12 protein-coding genes are annotated in these 16,896 nt (G+C 70.9%); 10 read left to right on the top strand and 2 right to left on the bottom strand.

Annotated features, from left to right (window positions below):
• Positions 1–22 precede the first annotated feature (22 nt).
• A complete protein-coding gene (locus tag IF29_RS0108890; RefSeq protein WP_037594674.1) occupies positions 23–1,048 on the bottom strand; it encodes a LacI family DNA-binding transcriptional regulator in 1,026 nt (341 codons plus the stop codon).
• A 219-nt stretch (positions 1,049–1,267) separates the two neighbouring features.
• On the opposite strand from IF29_RS0108890, the gene IF29_RS0108895 reads away from it, so the two are divergent.
• The 6 genes from IF29_RS0108895 (at position 1,268) to IF29_RS0108920 (ending at position 9,983) form a co-directional block, all read left to right on the top strand.
• On the top strand, positions 1,268–2,944 hold the full coding sequence (locus IF29_RS0108895; RefSeq protein ID WP_051725075.1) for an ABC transporter substrate-binding protein: 1,677 nt from the start codon (positions 1,268–1,270) through the stop codon (positions 2,942–2,944).
• A gap of 14 nt (positions 2,945–2,958) precedes the next feature.
• Positions 2,959–3,942, top strand: a complete 984-nt coding sequence (locus IF29_RS0108900) for an ABC transporter permease (protein ID WP_030252058.1) — start codon at positions 2,959–2,961, stop codon at positions 3,940–3,942.
• Entirely contained in the window at positions 3,939–4,880 is a 942-nt protein-coding gene (locus IF29_RS0108905) for an ABC transporter permease (protein ID WP_051725076.1), read from the top strand. The genes IF29_RS0108900 and IF29_RS0108905 overlap by 4 nt, the downstream gene beginning before the upstream one ends.
• Positions 4,877–5,884 carry an ABC transporter ATP-binding protein gene (locus IF29_RS0108910; RefSeq protein ID WP_037594675.1) on the top strand — a complete coding sequence of 336 codons (1,008 nt, stop codon included), beginning with the start codon at positions 4,877–4,879 and terminating at the stop codon, positions 5,882–5,884. Before IF29_RS0108905 ends, IF29_RS0108910 begins: the two co-directional genes overlap by 4 nt.
• Positions 5,881–6,903 carry an ABC transporter ATP-binding protein gene (locus tag IF29_RS0108915; protein ID WP_051725077.1) on the top strand — a complete coding sequence of 341 codons (1,023 nt, stop codon included), beginning with the start codon at positions 5,881–5,883 and terminating at the stop codon, positions 6,901–6,903. Before IF29_RS0108910 ends, IF29_RS0108915 begins: the two co-directional genes overlap by 4 nt.
• 89 nt (positions 6,904–6,992) lie before the next feature.
• Positions 6,993–9,983: a glycoside hydrolase family 35 protein gene (locus IF29_RS0108920; RefSeq protein ID WP_030252067.1), complete on the top strand. Its 2,991-nt coding sequence runs from the start codon at positions 6,993–6,995 to the stop codon at positions 9,981–9,983.
• Positions 9,984–10,088: 105 nt separating this feature from the next.
• On the opposite strand, the gene IF29_RS0108925 is transcribed toward IF29_RS0108920, so the two are convergent.
• Complete coding sequence (locus IF29_RS0108925) at positions 10,089–12,152, bottom strand: beta-galactosidase (RefSeq protein WP_030252069.1); 2,064 nt, start codon at positions 12,150–12,152, stop codon at positions 10,089–10,091.
• A 282-nt stretch (positions 12,153–12,434) separates the two neighbouring features.
• On the opposite strand from IF29_RS0108925, the gene IF29_RS0108930 reads away from it, so the two are divergent.
• From IF29_RS0108930 to IF29_RS0108945, 4 genes are all read left to right on the top strand, one after another.
• Positions 12,435–13,754 carry an ABC transporter substrate-binding protein gene (locus tag IF29_RS0108930; protein ID WP_030252072.1) on the top strand — a complete coding sequence of 440 codons (1,320 nt, stop codon included), beginning with the start codon at positions 12,435–12,437 and terminating at the stop codon, positions 13,752–13,754.
• 158 nt (positions 13,755–13,912) lie between these two features.
• Complete coding sequence (locus tag IF29_RS0108935) at positions 13,913–14,839, top strand: carbohydrate ABC transporter permease (RefSeq protein ID WP_030252074.1); 927 nt, start codon at positions 13,913–13,915, stop codon at positions 14,837–14,839.
• A gap of 2 nt (positions 14,840–14,841) precedes the next feature.
• The gene (locus tag IF29_RS0108940) at positions 14,842–15,732 is read left to right on the top strand and encodes a carbohydrate ABC transporter permease (RefSeq protein WP_030252075.1); all 891 of its coding nucleotides are present in this window, start codon (positions 14,842–14,844) and stop codon (positions 15,730–15,732) included.
• A 110-nt stretch (positions 15,733–15,842) separates the two neighbouring features.
• Positions 15,843–16,871 carry a LacI family DNA-binding transcriptional regulator gene (locus IF29_RS0108945; RefSeq protein WP_030252077.1) on the top strand — a complete coding sequence of 343 codons (1,029 nt, stop codon included), beginning with the start codon at positions 15,843–15,845 and terminating at the stop codon, positions 16,869–16,871.
• Positions 16,872–16,896 lie beyond the last annotated feature (25 nt).

Consider the following 16,896-nt stretch of genomic DNA (forward strand, 5'->3'; position numbering starts at 1 on the left):
GACGAAGATTCCCTAAACCGGTTCAGTCTTGATCTTCGCCGGCCGGCGCCGCGGTGCTGCCGCGCAGGGTCAGCACCGGGTCGGGATCGCGCAGGTCACCGCAGTCGGCGCCGCCGGCGGCCTGCCGCAGCACCCGGGCGGCGTGCGCGCCGTGCTCGGCGATGTCCCGGCTGAGTGCGGTGAGCGACGGGTGCACCAGCTCGCACAGCGCGGAGTCGTCCCAGGCCAGCATGGAGACGTCGGCGGGAACCCGCAGGCCCAGGCCCTGCGCGGCGGACAGCCCGGACACCGCCATCACATCGTTGTCGTAGACCAGCGCGGTCGGCCGGCGCGGGCCCAGCAGCAGCTCGCGGGTGGCGGCAGCGCCCTGCTCGCCGCTGTAGTCGGAGGCCACCGTGCGGTACTCCACCCCCAGCTCCCAGGCGCAGGCGGCGAAGGCCTCGGTGCGGATCCGGGTGTGCAGCAGCTGCTCAGGGCCGGCCACCCGGGCGATCCGCCGGTGGCCCAGGCCGACCAGATGGCTCAGCGCGGTGCGGGCCGCGGCGGCGTCGTCGGTCCACACCGCGGGCAGGCTGCCGGCCGCCTGGGGCATGCCGATGGCCACCGTCGGCATGCCCAGCTGCTCCAGCACCGGCACCCTGGCGTCGTCCACCCGCAGGTCCACCAGGAACACCCCGTCCACCCGGCGCCGTCCCCACCAGGAGCGATAGGTGGCGATCTCGGCCAGCTGGTCGTCGGCCACGGTGAACAGCAGCGGGGTGCCGGTGGCCGACAGCTCGGCCTGGATGCCGGAGATCAGCTGCATGAAGTAGGGCTCCAGGCCCAGCGTGCGGGCCGGCCGGTCGACCACCAGGCCGAAGGCGTTGGCCCGGCCGTCGGACAGGGCCACCGCGGCGCTGTTGGGCTGCCAGCCCAGCTCCTCGGCGATGGCCAGGATCCGCCTGCGGGTCGGCTCGGAGACCCCGGGCCGACCGTTCAGCGCGAAGGACACCGCGCCCTTGGTGACCCCGGCCCGCCGGGCGATGTCCTGCATGGTGGGACGCTTCACCGTGCTCCTCCGTTGAGCTGTGACTATGCCGGGTTATCGCAAAACCGGTTCAGCAGTATCAGCACCCGGCTTTCTGCAAATCAATACCGGGGCATTGACAACGCGCTGAGGGCGACCCTACTTTTTCGGCACATCAGACTTTACCGGTGTCGCCGGTGTGCGGACCGCCGCCGATCCCCCCTGACCCACCCGCTCATTCGGACCCAAGGGGACACACCCATGCCCAGAACCCTCGACCGCCCCCGGCTGCTCGCCGCCTGCAGCGCCCTCGCCCTCTCCGTCACCCTCGCCGCCTGCGGCGGCAGCAGCGGGCACAAGGGCCCGTCGGCCTCGGTGCAGCACGGAGTGCTCACCGTCTCGACCGGCTCCGGCCAGAGCTACACGGCCAACTTCAACCCGTTCTCGCCCAACGCCCTGCAGGCCACCGACGGGATGGTCTACGAGCCGCTGTTCTTCTACAACACCTCCAAGTCCGGCGACATCCAGCCCTGGCTGGGCACCTCCTACAGCTGGGCCGACGGCGGGAAGACCCTGCACATCAAGGTCCGCTCCGGGGTCACCTGGAGCGACGGGAAGCCGTTCACCAACGCCGACGTCGCCTTCAGCTTCGCCAACGCCATGCACGCCAGCACCCTGAACGCCTACGGCCTGCCGCTGGCGAACGTCACCACCGACGGCACCGACGGGGTGACCCTGACGTTCACCCAGTCCGCCTACACCAAGGCGTACTTCATCCTCGGCAAGACCCTGATGCTGCCGCAGCACATCTGGGGCTCCATCCCGGACGCGCAGAAGACCACCGTGCTCAACAGCAAGCCGGTCGGCACCGGCGCCTGGACGGTGAAGTCGGTGGCGTCCACCCTGGTCACCCTGACCGCCCGGAAGGACTACTACCTCACCGGCTACCCCAAGTTCTCGACCCTGCGCTACGTCGGCTACAACGGCAACAACAGCGCCGACGCCGCCATCGAGTCGGGCGCGCTGGACTGGGCCGGCGGCTTCATCCCGGACATCAAGAAGAACTACCTGGCCAAGGACCCCAAGTTCACCCTGGTCAACAATCCGCTGGCGGTGACCGCCTTCATCCCCAACGCGCTGCAGGGCCCCACCGCGGACCCCAACGTCCGCAAGGCCATCAGCGCCGGAGTCGACCGCGCGTTCATGAGCCAGTCCGTCTACGACGGCCAGGCCGCCGCGACCAACCCGGCCGCCCTGCTCACCCCCAACTTCTCCTCGGTGCTGGACCCCTCGCTGCCGACCGCCTTCGAGACCGGCCAGGACAAGGTGGACGGCTATCTGACCGCCTCCGGCTACACCAAGGGCTCCGACGGCTACTACGCCAAGAACGGCAAGAGGCTCACCGTCACGGTGAAGATGGTGTCCGGCTGGACCGACTACCTGAGCCTGGGTCAACTCGCCCAGCAGGAGCTGAAGAAGGTCGGCATCGACCTGCAGATCGACTCCGAGGCCTACAACACCTGGGCCGCCGACCAGGCGTCCGGCAACTTCCAGATGCTGCTCAGCAGCTTCGGCTTCACCCCGGACCCGCGCGCCTACTACGACCAGATCGTCGACAGCCGGCTGGCCAAGCCGCTCGGCCAGCAGACCACCGGCGGCAACTACGGCCGCTACAAGAACGCCGCCATCGACGACGCGCTGGACCACCTGGCCGAGACCACCGACGTCAACGCCCAGAAGCCCTACTTCTACGCGATTGAGCAGCAGTTCGTGAAGGACATGCCGGTGATCCCGCTGATGGACGCCCAGAACGAGCAGGAGTTCAACGGCAACAACGTCACCGGCTTCCCCACCGCCGCCGACTCCTACGCGGCCGCCTCGGTCTGGCTGTTCCCCGACGCCGCCTGGGTCGCCATGCGCCTCAGCCCGGCCAAGTAGGGAGCGCTCCCAGCATGCGCTACCTGCTCAGGAAGCTCGGCTTCTACGCCATCGCGGCCTGGTTGGCCGTCACCCTCAACTTCGCCCTGCCGCGGCTGATCCCCGGCGACCCGGTGGAGATCATCCTGTCCCGGATGCAGCAACAGGGCCCGGTCCCCGCGGGCGAGCACGACGCGGTGGCCAGGATGCTCGGGCTGGGCCACGGCAACATCCTGGCCCAGTACTGGGACTACCTGACCTCCGTCGCCCAGCTGCACTTCGGGCTGTCGATCAGCTACTTCCCCACCCCGGTGACCACGGTGCTGCGCAGCTGCGTGCTGTGGACCCTGCTGCTGGTCGGCCTGGCCACACTGATCAGCGTGGTGCTGGGGATCGCGCTGGGCACCCTGGCCGGCTGGAAGCGCGGCACCTGGCTGGACAACCTGGTCCCGGTCACCACCTTCCTCACCGCCATCCCCTACTTCTGGCTGGCGCTGCTGCTGCTCTACCTGCTCACCCAGGTGACCCAGGTGTTCCCGCAGAGCGGCGGCTACAGCCCGGACACCTTCATCGGCTGGAACGGCGCCTTCATCGGCTCGGCCGTCAGCCATGCGCTGCTGCCGGCCATCACCATCGTGCTCAGCTCGGTGGGCGGCTGGCTGCTCGGCATGCGCAACATGATGGTGTCCACCCTCTCCGAGGACTACGTCACCGCCGCCGAGGCCAAGGGGCTGCGCGCCCGCACCGTGATGATCGGGTACGCGGCCCGCAACGCGGTGCTGCCCAGCGTGGCCGGGTTCGCCATCTCGCTGGGGTTCATCGTCAGCGGCTCGCTGGTGATGGAGATCGTCTTCTCCTATCCGGGGATGGGCTTCACCCTGCTCAGCGCCGTGGGCAACAACGACTACCCGCTGATGCAGGCGGTCTTCCTGGTGATCACCATGGCGGTGCTGGCCGCCAACTTCATCGTCGACATGCTCTACGGCTTCGTCGACCCGCGCACGAGGCAGGCCCGATGACGACCACCGCCGCCCTGCTCACCGACCCGGCGGTGCCCACCGCCGCCCCCGGCCCCGGCCGGTTGCGCCGGATGCTGCGCTCCCGCCGACTGGTCACCGGGCTGACCGTGCTGGTGCTGTTCGCGTTGGCCGCGATCATCGGCCCGTTCCTGGTCGGCGACCCCAACGCGGTCAGCACCGACCTCAACCAGGGGCCCTCGGCCGCGCACTGGCTCGGCACCACCCAGCTCGGCCAGGACGTGCTGGCCCAACTGGTCGTCAGCGCCCGCGGGACCCTGTTCATCGGGGTGGCGGCGGCGCTGGTCGCCACCGTGGTCTCGATCGTGATCGGGATCGGCGGGGGATTCCTGGGCGGGCTGGCCGACGAGGCGCTGTCGCTGCTCAGCAATGTCTTCCTGGTGATCCCGGGTCTGCCGCTGGTGATCGTGGTCTCCGCCTACGCCCATGGCGGCGGGATGCCGGCCACGGTGCTGATCATCGCGCTGACCAGCTGGGCCGCCTCGGCCCGGGTGCTGCGGGCGCAGACCCTGTCGCTGCGCAGCCGCGACTACGTGCTGGCCGCCCGGGTCTACGGGGAGCGCCGCTGGCGGATCGTACTGGTGGAGATCCTGCCCAATGAACTGGCCATCATCGTCTCCCAGTTCATCTTCGCGGTGGTGTTCGCCATCCTCACCCAGGCCGGTCTGGCCTTCCTGGGGCTGGAGAACCCGCTCGACCTGACCTGGGGCAACATGCTGTATTTCGCGCAGAACGCGGAGGCGCTGTCCAGCGGCTACTGGTGGTGGTTCGTGCCGCCCGGGGTGTGCATCGCCGCCGTCGGCGCGGCGCTGTCGCTGGTCAACTTCGGCCTGGACGAGCTGCTCAACCCCCGGCTGAGGGTCCATCACGAGCCCAGGCAGAAGAAGGCCCGGCTGCAGAAGAAGGGAGCCGGGGCATGAGCGCCGACGCCGACGTGGTGCTGAGCGTCGAGCACCTCAGTGTGGAGTACGCGGGGGAGCGGCCCACCCGTGCGGTCCGGGACGTCAGCTTCCAGCTGCGGCGCGGTGAGCTGCTGGGCGTGGCCGGTGAGAGCGGCTGCGGCAAGTCCACGCTGGCGTACGCGATCAGCCGGATGCTCAAGCCGCCGGCCCGGCTCACCGGCGGCCGGGTGCTGCACCGCTCCCGGGACGGGGTGGAGACCGATCTGCTGGCGCTGGAGGGGGAGCAGCTCCGGGCGTTCCGCTGGAGCAGGCAGTCCATGGTGTTCCAGAGTGCGATGAACGCGCTCAATCCGGTCACCACCGTCGGCCGCCAGTTCGACGACATCTTCCGGGCGCACCGGACCGGCTGGACCGCCGAGCGCCGCCGCCGGCGGGCCGGGGAGCTGTTGGAACTGGTCGGCATCGACCCGGCCCGGATCCGCAGCTTCCCGCACGAACTCTCCGGGGGCATGCGCCAGCGCGTGGTCATCGCCATGGCGCTGGCCCTGGAACCGGAGATCGTCATCATGGACGAGCCGACCACGGCCCTGGACGTGGTGGTCCAGCGGGAGATCCTGGACGAGGTTGAGCGGCTGCGCGAGCAGCTCGGCTTCAGCGTCGTCTTCATCACCCACGACCTCGGCCTGCTGCTGGAGATCAGCGACCGGCTCGCGGTGATGTACGCGGGGGAGTTCGTCGAGTACGCCCCGGCCGAGGGCCTGGCGGGCTCGGCGGCGCACCCCTACACCCAGGGCCTGCTGCGCTCCTTCCCGGACCTGGCGGGCGTCCGCCGGGAGTTGCGCGGGATCCCCGGAACCCCGCCCGACCTGCGCGAACAGCTGCCCGGCTGTCCCTTCGCGGCCCGCTGCGACCAGGTCTTCGACCCCTGCGCCGGGCAGCACCCGGCCCTGCTCGACCTCGACCGCGGCACCGGCTGGAGCGCCGCCTGCCACCTCCACGGACTCCAGGGAGCCACTCCATGACAGACGCCCGGTCGAGTGCTCCGGCGGTGGACCCGTCCCCGGCCCCGGTGCTGGAGGTCAGCGACCTCACCGTGGACTACCCGCAGCGCGGCGGCAGGCCGCTGCGCGCCGTCGACCACCTGTCCTTCGGGCTGCGCGCGGGGCAGACCCTCGCCCTGGTGGGGGAGAGCGGCAGCGGCAAGTCCACCGTGGTCCGGGCCCTGGCCCGGCTGCAGCGCCCCAGCTCGGGGACGGTGCAGCTGGGCGGGCGGCCCAGGACCGGGGCGGCCGCCTACCGCCGCGAGGTGCAGATGGTCTTCCAGGACCCCTTCGCCTCGCTCAACCCGGCGCACACCGTGGACCACCATCTGCGCCGGCCGCTGATCGCCACCGGCCGTGCCCGGCGCGGTGCCCCGGCGGACGCGGCGGTGCGGGAGCTGCTGGAGTCGGTCAACCTCACCCCGGCCGCGGACATGGCCGCCAAGCGTCCGCACGAGCTGTCCGGCGGCCAGCGCCAGCGGGTGGCCATCGCCCGCGCGCTCGCGCCCGAGCCGCGGATCCTGCTGGCCGACGAGCCGGTGTCGATGCTGGACGTCTCGATCCGGCTGGAGATCCTCAACCTGTTGGACCAGCTGAAGCGGCGGCACGGCCTCGCGCTGCTCTACGTCACCCACGACCTGGCCACCGCACGGCACTTCTCCTCGGAGGTGATGGTGATGTACCGGGGCACGGTGGTCGAGCGCGGGCCCAGCGACGCGGTGATCCTCAACCCGGCCCACCCCTACACCAGGCTGCTGGCGGAGTCCGCGCCCAGCACCGGCGCCTCCCGGGAGCAGGCCAGGGCCGCGCGCCGGGAGCGGCTGGACCAGCGCGCCCGTCGCACGGCAGAGCAGCGCGAGACCACCGCTGAGGGCGGCTGTCCGTTCCGCGGCCGCTGCCCCTCGGTGATGGACATCTGCGCGCAGCGGCCTCCGGTCGCCGCAGTCGGTGCGGGGCACCAGGCGCTGTGCTGGCTGCACAGGGAAGGTCCGGAGCATTGACCTGAGGCCAGGTCAGACCTACGGTCCTTGTTGGTTCTTGATTGTCCGTGGGTTGATATGGCGAGATATGTTCTCTGATGGAGGATTCTATGGACCTCAGCCGTCGGCGCTTCACCGTACTCAGTGGCGGCGCGGTCGCCGGCCTGGCCATCGGAACGAACCTCTCCCTGGACACCGGGCCGGCTCAGGCCGCCGCGGCCGGACCGGTCGCGGACGGCGTCGCCCGCACCGTCGGCTTCGACCGGTACTCCCTGCTCGTCGACGGCGAACGGGTGCCGATCTGGTCCGGTGAGATCCACCCGTTCCGGCTGCCAAGCCCGCAGTTGTGGCCGGACGTGCTGCAGAAGCTCAGAGCGAGCGGCTTCAACGCCGTCAGCGTCTACGTCGCCTGGAACTACCACTCCCCGGCCCCCGGGGTGTACGACTTCACCGGCGTGCGCGACCTCGGGGCCTTCCTGGACGACGCGGCCCGGGCCGGGCTCTATGTGATCGTCCGTCCCGGCCCCTACATCAACGCCGAGGTCGACGCGGGCGGCTACCCGGGCTGGCTGCAGGCCACCGCCGGCACCGCGCGTACCGACAACGCGACCTACCTGGCCCATGTGGACGAGTACCTGAGCGCGGTCGACGCGGTGGTCGCGCCGCGCCAGTACTCCACCGGCGGCGGCACGGTGCTGCTCTACCAGCTGGAGAACGAGTACGCCTCCTACATCTCCGGGAGCACCGGCAAGAACTACCTGGCGCACCTCTACGCCAAGGTCCGCGCCGACGGCATCACCGTGCCGCTGTTCCACAACGACAAGGGCCGCAACGGATACTGGACCCCGGGGTCCTTCCCCACCAGCGGCCCCGACGGCACCGAGACCGGCCGCTACCTCTACGCCTTCGACGGCTACCCCTCGCCCTCGTCCACCCCGCCCGACTGGGGCTACTTCGGCGCCGGCGGCAGCAAGGGCGGCTCCACCGCCAGCCCGGACACCCCTGGTTTCATGGCCGAGTTCGGCGGCGGCTGGTTCGACTGCTGGGGCGGCGCCGAGTTCGCCGGGCAGGGCTACGCGGCTGCCAGGGCGACCCGCGACGCCGGCTACGAGCGGCGCTTCTACCTCACCAACCTCGCCAACGGCATCAAGATCCACAATGTCTACATGGCCTTCGGCGGCACCTCCTGGGGCTGGCTGCCGGCCCCGGTCGTCTACACCTCCTACGACTACGGCGCGGCCATCGACGAGGCCCGCAACCCGACCGCCAAGACCACCCCGATGAAGCAGATCGGCAGCCTGCTCACCGCCGTCCCCGACCTCGCCAAGCTGGACCGGGCCGCCGACACCGCCGCGGCCGACCCCGCCCTGACGGTGTATCACCTCAGCAACCCGGACACCGCCGCGCACGTCTACGTGGTCCGCAACGACCACACCGCCGACATCAGCACCACCCTGGACCTGGCCGTCGCCGAGGGCACACTCACCGTGCCGCTCCAGGTCAGCGCCAAGGACGCCCGACTGTTCGGCACCGGGATCGCCCTGGGCTCACGGCAATTGCACCACACCACGGCGCAACCCATGCTGCAGGGCCGTATCGGCCGCCAGGACGTCGGCCTGCTGGTTGGCCGACCGGGCGCACCGGTCCAACTCGCTCTGTCTTGCGCCGAACAGCCCGCGGTCGCCCTGATCGAGGGTGCCGCGGACTGGAGTTACGACCCCGCCGGCGCGCTGCTCACCGTCACCGCCACGCTCTCCGGCCTGACCCGACTGAGCGTCAGCGGCGGCGGCAACCCGGTGCCGCTGCTCCTGCTGCTCGCCGACGACGACGCCTGCGCCACGCTGTGGCCGACCCGTACCGCCACCGGCACCGCGCTGGTCCGAGGTCCGGCGCTGCTGCGCACCGCGCACGCCGAGGGTCAGGTGCTGCACCTGACCGGCGACACCACGGCCCCCAGCGACCTGGAGGTCTGGGCACCCCGGGGGGTCGAGCGGGTCACCTGGAACGGGGAGACCGTGCCGACCAGGGCCACCCGTTCCGGCAGCCTGGCCGCGCGGCGGAGCCTGGCCGGCCCGCCGGCGATCACCCTGCCCGCGCTGACCGGCTGGCGCAGCGCCGCGGGCGACCCGGAGTCGGCGCCCGGCTACCCCGACTCGACCTGGACCGTCGCCGACCGGACCACCAGTTTCAGCTCCACCCCGGTGCCGGCCGGTGGCCCGGTGCTGTTCGCCGACGACTACGGCTTCCACTACGGGGACGTCTGGTACCGCGCCTCCTGGACCGGGGCGAGCGACGCCTCTTCTCTCCAACTCTCGTACCAGACCGGCACCCAGGGCCTGCTGATGGCCTGGCTGGACGGCGTCCCGCTGGGCGGCCACCGGATGCCGGTGCCGACCCTGGCCCAGGCCACCACGCAGACCTGGACCGCCACCGCCACGCTGCCGCTCCCAGCGGCGCAGCAGGGGGACGGCGACCATGTGCTGTCCGTGCTGGTCCGTCCGATGGCCCGCTCCGAGGACGGCGGGGCCAATGACGCGCAGAAGTCCGCCCGGGGACTGGTCTCGGCGGCCTTCACCCTGAACAGCGGGAGCGCTCCCGCTCCGGTGTGGCGGCTCCAGGGCGCGGACACCGTAGCGGTGACGGCGGCCGACCCGGTGCGCGGACCGCTCAACAGCGGTGGCCTGGACGGTGAGCGCAATGGCTGGCACCTGCCGCGCTTCGACGACCGCCGCTGGAGCCCGGCGGTGTTCCCGGCGACCGCGTCCGGACAGGGCGTCACCTGGTACCGCACCGGCTTCCGGCTGCGCATCCCGGAAGGGCTCGACGCCTCGGTGGGGCTCACCCTGACCGACGACCCGACCCGTGCCTACCGGGTCCAACTGTTCCTCAACGGCTGGAACCTGGGCCAGTACATCAACGACGTCGGCCCGCAGCACACCTTTGTGCTGCCGACCGGCATCCTGGACCCGCACGGCGACAACACCCTGGCCCTGGCCGTCCTCGCTGACGGCACCACCCCGTCCGGCCCCGGCACCGTGGCCCTCAGCCTGCTCGGATCGGTGGACGGGGGAACGGGCGGCACCGGCAGGTCGGGTGACTGACCGTCAATGACGGTTTGCTGAACCCTGCATGAACGACCGGCCCCGAGCGGGGAAGATCGCTCGGGGCCGGTCCGCGTCCGCGGTCGTCGGGTCTGGTGCGGCCCCTCAACCCTCCAGGCGGACGACGCGGACGGATCCAGGGGGCAGCGGAAGGCAGCCCGAGGCGCGTTCCCCGGTGAGCAGTTCGGTGCCGGGGGCGGGCAGGGTGACCTTGGCCTCGGCCGCGGTGTGGTTGATCGCGAAGAGGTAGTCCCGCTCCGCGCCGCTGCGGCGGACCACCTCGACGTCGTGCGGCAGCTCACTGCGGTCGGGCAGTCGGGCGTCCTGGCCGGCCAGCGCGAGGACCGGGGCCAGCTGGGCGGGGGAGAGCCGGGTGGAGACGTACCAGGCGTGGCCGGCGCCCAGCGAGTGCCGCGTGATCGCCGGACCGCCCGCGGCCGGGCCGTCGGTGTAGCGCCACACCGTCTCGGCGCCGCGCGGCACCACCGTCTCGGTCCAGACGTCGCCGCTGAGCGGGGCGAGCGGGGCGCCGTCCGCCCCGGTGCCGGTCCCGACGCCGTCGAGCGCCACCTCCTGGCCGGCCCGCAGCGGCAGGAACTCCTCCACGGTCAGCCCGAGGACGTCGCGCAGCGCACCCGGGTAGGGGCCGGGGTGCACGGTGTCGGTGCCGTCGACGATGCCGGAGAAGTAGGAGACGACCAGGACGCCGCCCTGCTCGACATAGCGCCGCAGGTTCTCGGCCGCCGCCGTCTCGGTGAGGTAGAGGGCGGGGACGACCACCAGCGGATAGTCCGTCAGGTCGGCCTCGGGGTGGGCGAAGTCCACGGTGAGGTGCTGGTCGTAGAGGGCCTCGTACCAGCTGTCGGCGCGCTCCTCGGCGCTGTGGTCCTCGGTGGGACGCCACTCCAGGTCCTGGGCCCACCAGGACTGCCAGTCCCACAGCACGGCGACGTCGGCACGCACCCGGGTGCCGCGGATCTCGGCCAGCCGGCCCAGGTCGGAGCCGAGCTGGACCACCTCGCGCCAGATCCGGCTGTCGGTCCCGGCCTGCGGCAGCATGGTCGAGTGGTACTTCTCGGCGCCGTAGCGGGAGGCCCGCCACTGGAAGAACATCGCCCCCTCGGAGCCGCGGGCGACATGGGCCAGGCTGTTGCGGCCCAGCTCGCCGGGGCCCTTGGCGAGGTTGCGGGGCTGCCAGTTGACCGCCCCGGTGGAGTGCTCCAGCAGCAGCCAGGGGGCGCCGGAGGCGACCGAGCGGGTGATGTCCGCCGACATGGCCAGGTTGACGTGGGTGCGCTCGGCCTCGGCGACCAGGTAGTGGTCGTTGGAGACCAGGTCCACCTCGCGGCCCCAGGCCCAGTAGTCGACATTGCGGCCCTGGCTGAGCGCGGTCATGAAGTTGGTGGTGACCGGGGTGTCCGGGGCCAGCCGGTGCAGGATGTCACGCTCGGCGCTGAAGTTGGCGAGCATGGCGTCGCTGGTGAAGCGCCTGAAGTCGAGCTGGTGGCCCGGGTTGCCGGCGGTGGGGGTGCGCCGCGGCGGCTCGATCTGCGACCAGGAGGTGTAGGTCTGGCCCCAGAACAGGGTGCCCCAGGCCTCGTTGAGCCGCTCCAGGGTCTGGTAGCGCTGCTGCAGCCAGCGGCGGAAGTCCGCGGCCGACTGCTCGCAGTAGCAGGCCGCGACCGGTGCGCCGTACTCGTTGTGGACGTGCCACAGGGCCAGCGCCGGGTGGTCGGCGTAGCGCTCGGCCAGGGCGGTGGTGATGCCCGCGGCGGCCTGGCGGTAGGCGGGGGAGCTGTGGCAGATCGCACCGCGTCCGCCGAAGGCCAGCCGCTGGCCGTCCTTGGTGACCGGCAGCGCCTCGGGGTGGCGCTGGTAGAACCAGGCCGGCGGGACGACGGTGGGGGTGCCCAGGGCCACGGCTATCCCGTTGTCGTGCAGCATCGCCAGCAGCCGGTCCAGCCAGTCGAAGGTGAAGACGCCGGGGGACGGCTCCAGCAGGGCCCAGGAGAAGACGCCGACGCTCACGGCGTTCACCCCGGCCTCCCGCATCAGGGCCATGTCCTCGGCCCAGACCTCCTCCGGCCACTGCTCGGGGTTGTAGTCACCGCCGAACGCGAGGCCGCGCCCCAGGAGTCGCGTGGGGAGCCGAGTGGGTTTCGGGGGCATGACGGACTCCTGCGGAAGCGAGAGGGCTGGGAACGTGCACACGTTAACCGACGCGTACCGCCCTTTGGCAAGTGGTGCGTCATGTTGGATTTTGTTGATCACTCGACACTTCTGAGCTGCTGACTGCCGGAAAGTCGGGATTTGCAGGCCCTTGGATAACCGGATTGCAACAACTCTTGACAAGTGTCGTGTTGGTTTCCGTACTGTGAACGCTCACAGTGACTGAAGACGACAGTCCGCATGGTGCGGACGTCCTCGTCCGTTGGAGTGTCCATGCTTTCGATGCACCGTCGCATCGCCCTCGGCCTGACGGCCGCCGGTGTCGCCACCGCTCTTCTCGCCGGCTGCAGCAGCAGCGGCTCCACTTCCTCCGCCGGTGCGAGCACCCAGGCCACGGCCTCTGGTCCGGTCAAGCTCACCTACTGGGCCTGGGCCCCCGGTCTCGACCAGGTCGTGGCGATCTGGAACAAGTCCCACCCGAATATCCAGGTCACCGTGGAGAAGCAGGCCTCCGGCGACGACCTGCTCACCAAGGTGATCACCGCGGCGAAGGCCGGCGGCGCCCCCGACCTGGTGCAGGCCGAGTACCAGGCGCTGCCCACGCTGGTCAGCAACAACGTCCTCGCCGACATCTCCAAGCAGGACGGCTCCGCGTCCGGCAAGTTCGCGGCGGGCATCTGGAAGCAGGTGACCCTCGGCTCCAACGCCGTCTACGCGATACCGCAGGACAGCGGTCCGCTGATGTTCTTCTACCGCAAGGACCTCTTCGCCAAGTACGGGCTGACCGTCCCCACCACCTGGGACCAGTTCGCCGCGGACGCGGCCAAGCTGCACGCGGCGGACCCGAAGAAGTCCCTCACCACCTTCTCCAGCAACGACGCGGGCCTGTTCGCCGGCCTGGCCCAGCAGGCCGGCGCCTCCTGGTGGACCACCAGCGGCGACACCTGGAAGGTCGCCATCAACGACGCGGCCACCCAGAAGGTGGCCAGCTTCTGGGGCAACCTGGTCAAGAACGGCACCATCGACAACCAGCCGATGTACACCCCGGCCTGGAGCAAGGCCCTCGCCGACGGCTCCCAGCTCGCCTGGGTCAGCGCGGTCTGGGCGCCCGGTGTGCTCAGCAGCAGCGCCCCCGCCACCAAGGGCAAGTGGGCCATGGCCCCGCTGCCGCAGTGGAGCGCGGGCGAGAACGTCACCGGCAGCTGGGGCGGCTCGTCCACGGCCGTGACCAACAACTCCAAGCACCAGGACGCGGCGGCCCAGTTCGCGCTGTGGCTGAACACCGACCCGACCGCCGTCGCCGCGCTGGTCAAGGACTCCTACGTGTACCCGGCCGCCAGCGACGCCCAGACCGGCGGCGCCCTGGCCACCGCGCCCGACTTCTTCAGCAACCAGCCCGACTTCTACACCAGCGCCGCCAAGATCGCCGCGACCACGGCCCCCGCCGCCTGGGGACCCAACGTCAACGTCGCCTACAGCGCCTTCAAGGACGCCTTCGGCAAGGCCGCGCAGAACAAGAGCGACTTCGTGGCCGCGCTGAACACCATGAACCAGGCCACCCTGGCCGATATGCAGAAGCAGGGCTTCAAGGTCGCCGGCTGACGCCACCACCGCAGCACCGCTGAGACTCCCCCGCCCGGGCTGGTGCCTCCACCCGGGCGGGGGCACCCCTCCCAGCCCCAGACCTGCACCGCTTCACCCCACCCCCACTCCCTGCTCCCCAGCCCCCACCCTCAACCCCTGGAACGGAGCCGCGCCCCATGGCCACGGCAGCCCCACCCCCCAGGCGTCGCACGTTCCGACTGGCGCCCTACGGATTCCTCGCCCCGGCGATCGTGCTGTTCTCGCTGATGTTCGCCCTGCCCATCGGCTACGCGGGCTACCTCAGCTTCCGCAAGATCCACATCCAGGGGCTGGGGCTGGGGCCCGGCTCGCGCAGCGAGGGCTGGGCCGGACTGTCCAACTACGCCTCGGCACTCAGCGACCCGGAGCTGCTCAACGGCACCGCCCGGGTGCTGGTCTACGGCGCGATGCTGGTTCCGGTGATGCTCGGCCTGGCGCTGCTGTTCGCCCTGCTGCTGGACGCCGACAAGGTCCGGCTGCGGGCCTTCTCGCGCATCGCGATCTTCCTGCCCTACGCCATCCCCGGCGTGGTGGCCAGCCTGCTCTGGGGCTTCCTCTACCTGCCGACCACCAGCCCGGGCTACTTCCTGCTCGGCAAGCTCGGCATGAGCGGCCCGCAACTGCTCTCCGGCCACGGCATGTACGTCGCGCTGGCGAACATCGCGGTCTGGGGCGGCACCGGCTTCAACATGGTCGTCATCTACACCTCGCTGCGCTCCATCCCCGCAGAGGTGTACGAGGCGGCCCGGCTCGACGGCGCGTCCGAGCTGCAGATCGCACTGCGGATCAAGATCCCGATGGTGCTCCCCTCGCTCGTCCTCACCTTCTTCTTCTCGCTGATCGCCACGCTTCAGGTGTTCAGCGAACCCACCACGCTGGCGCCGCTGACCAACGGCATCTCCTCCACCTGGAGCCCGCTGATGAAGGTCTACCGCGACGCGTTCGTCCGTGGTGACATCTACTCCGCCTCGGCCACCTCGGTGGTCATCGCGGCGGTGACGCTCGTGATCTCCTTCGGATTCCTGAAGCTGGTCGGCAGCCGTGCCTATGGGGAGCAGCAGTGACGATGACCCAGGACGCCACCCGCGTCAGCGTGCCCGTGAGCGGCTCCCCGCTCACCTCCCGGCTCCGCCGCATCGGCTGGGCCCCCACCCTCGGCCTGCTGGCCGGCGCGGTCTACTGCCTGATACCGGTGGTGTGGGTGCTGGTCGCCGCCACCAAGAGCAGCGCGCAGCTGTTCACCAGCTTCACCCTGTTCCCCGGCACCGGCCTGCTCTCCAACCTGCACGACCTCAGCGCCTACCGGAACGGCGAGTTCTGGACCTGGATGCTGAACTCCGCCTTCTACGCCGGGGTCGGTGCGCTGCTCTCCGCCGGGGTCTCCGGGGTCACCGGGTACGCCCTGGCCAAGTACCGCTTCGCCGGGCGCAACGCGATCTTCAACACCCTGCTGGCCGGTGTGCTGATGCCGCCGGTGGTGCTGGCCATCCCGCAGTACCTGCTGATGGCCAAGGCCGGTCTGGCCGACACCTACTGGTCCGTGCTGATCCCGAGCATCCTCAGCCCCTACGGCATCTACCTCGCCAGGATCTACGCCGCCGGCGCGATCCCCGACGAACTGCTGGAGGCGTCCCGGATCGACGGCGCGTCCGAGTGGCGGACCTTCCGCTCGGTGGCGCTGCCGATGATGATGCCGGGGCTGGTCACCGTGTTCCTGTTCCAGTTCGTGGCGATCTGGAACAACTTCCTGCTGCCCTTCATCATGCTGGGCGACGACAGCAAGTTCCCGGTGACGGTGGGCCTGTTCACGCTGCTGAAGCAGGGCGCGGCCGCCCCGGCCCTCTACACCCTGGTGATCACCGGCTCGCTGATCTCGGTGCTGCCGCTGATCGCACTGTTCCTGTCGCTCCAGCGCTATTGGCGCCTCGACCTGCTGTCCGGGGCCGTAAAGTCCTGATCAGGCATCAGCAGCCGGACCCTTGCCGTGCAGAACCCTTCAGAGTCCTTCAGAGCCCTTCAGAACCGTTCAGTACCGTCCTACCGTTCGAGGAAGAACCGTCACCGCAGATGACCGAAGCAACGCCGGCCCGTCGCCGGCCGCCGACCATCCACGACGTCGCCCGTGAGGCGGGGATCTCCCGCGGCACCGTCTCCCGGGTGCTGCAGGGCGGGCACAACGTCAGCCCGGAGGCGCTGAAGGCGGTCAACGCCGCCATCCGCAAGACCGGGTACGTCGTCAACCGCCATGCCCGCAGCCTGGTCACCCAGCGCTCCGACTCGGTCGCCTTCCTGCTGACCGAGCCGCAGACGCGCTTCTTCGAGGACCCGAACTTCAACCAGCTGCTGCGCGGCTGCACCACGGCCCTCGCCAAGCACGACATCCCGCTGCTGCTGATGATCGCGGGCACCGAGGAGGAGCGCCGCCGGATAGGCCGTTACATCACCTCGGGACACGTCGACGGCGTCCTGCTGGTCTCCTCGCACTCCGGCAACCCGATGGTGGAGCTGCTGGACGAGGCCCGGATGCCGGTCGTGGCCTGCGGCAAGCCGCTCGGTCACACCTCGACCACGCCCTATGTCGCCGCGGACGACAACGAGGGCGCCCGGGCGATGGTGCGGTACCTGCTCGGCACCGGCCGCCGCAGGATCGCCACCATCACCGGCCCGCTGGACACCCCCGGCGGGGTCGACCGGCTCAACGGCTACCGGGAGACCCTGGCCGAGGCCGGTCTGCCGCAGGACCCGGCCCTGGTCGCCGAGGGCGACTACAGCCGGGCCGGCGGCGAGGCGGCGATGACCGCGCTGCTGGCCGCCGCCCCGGACCTGGACGCGGTCTTCGTCGCCTCCGACCTGATGGCCGACGGCGCCCTGGCCGCCCTGGAACAGGCCGGCCGCCGGGTGCCGGAGGACGTCGCGGTCGGCGGCTTCGACGACTCCACCATCGCCGCGAACACCCGCCCGGCGCTGACGACGGTCCGTCAGCCCTGGGACCGGATCAGCGCGGAGATGGTCCGGGTGCTGCAGTCCCTGATCGCGGGCGAGCCCCCGGCCTCGGTGATCCTGCCGACGGAGCTGATCGTGCGGGCTTCGGCCTGAGCGGGCAGCACGGGAGGCCGTGTCG

The organism is Streptacidiphilus jeojiense (assembly GCF_000719095.1).
Lineage (GTDB): Bacteria > Actinomycetota > Actinomycetes > Streptomycetales > Streptomycetaceae > Streptacidiphilus > Streptacidiphilus jeojiensis.

What these genes read in the sequence shown, in the direction of transcription:
- IF29_RS0108895 (WP_051725075.1), top strand. Translation starts at nt 1,268, where the DNA reads ATGCCCAGAACCCTCGACCGCCCCCGGCTGCTCGCCGCCTGCAGCGCC.
- IF29_RS0108915 (WP_051725077.1), top strand. Translation starts at nt 5,881, where the DNA reads ATGACAGACGCCCGGTCGAGTGCTCCGGCGGTGGACCCGTCCCCGGCC.
- IF29_RS0108935 (WP_030252074.1), top strand. Translation starts at nt 13,913, where the DNA reads ATGGCCACGGCAGCCCCACCCCCCAGGCGTCGCACGTTCCGACTGGCG.
- IF29_RS0108930 (WP_030252072.1), top strand. Translation starts at nt 12,435, where the DNA reads ATGCACCGTCGCATCGCCCTCGGCCTGACGGCCGCCGGTGTCGCCACC.
- IF29_RS0108925 (WP_030252069.1), bottom strand. Translation starts at nt 12,152, where the DNA reads ATGCCCCCGAAACCCACTCGGCTCCCCACGCGACTCCTGGGGCGCGGC.
- IF29_RS0108905 (WP_051725076.1), top strand. Translation starts at nt 3,939, where the DNA reads ATGACGACCACCGCCGCCCTGCTCACCGACCCGGCGGTGCCCACCGCC.
- IF29_RS0108910 (WP_037594675.1), top strand. Translation starts at nt 4,877, where the DNA reads ATGAGCGCCGACGCCGACGTGGTGCTGAGCGTCGAGCACCTCAGTGTG.
- IF29_RS0108900 (WP_030252058.1), top strand. Translation starts at nt 2,959, where the DNA reads ATGCGCTACCTGCTCAGGAAGCTCGGCTTCTACGCCATCGCGGCCTGG.
- IF29_RS0108920 (WP_030252067.1), top strand. Translation starts at nt 6,993, where the DNA reads ATGGACCTCAGCCGTCGGCGCTTCACCGTACTCAGTGGCGGCGCGGTC.
- IF29_RS0108945 (WP_030252077.1), top strand. Translation starts at nt 15,843, where the DNA reads ATGACCGAAGCAACGCCGGCCCGTCGCCGGCCGCCGACCATCCACGAC.
- IF29_RS0108940 (WP_030252075.1), top strand. Translation starts at nt 14,842, where the DNA reads ATGACCCAGGACGCCACCCGCGTCAGCGTGCCCGTGAGCGGCTCCCCG.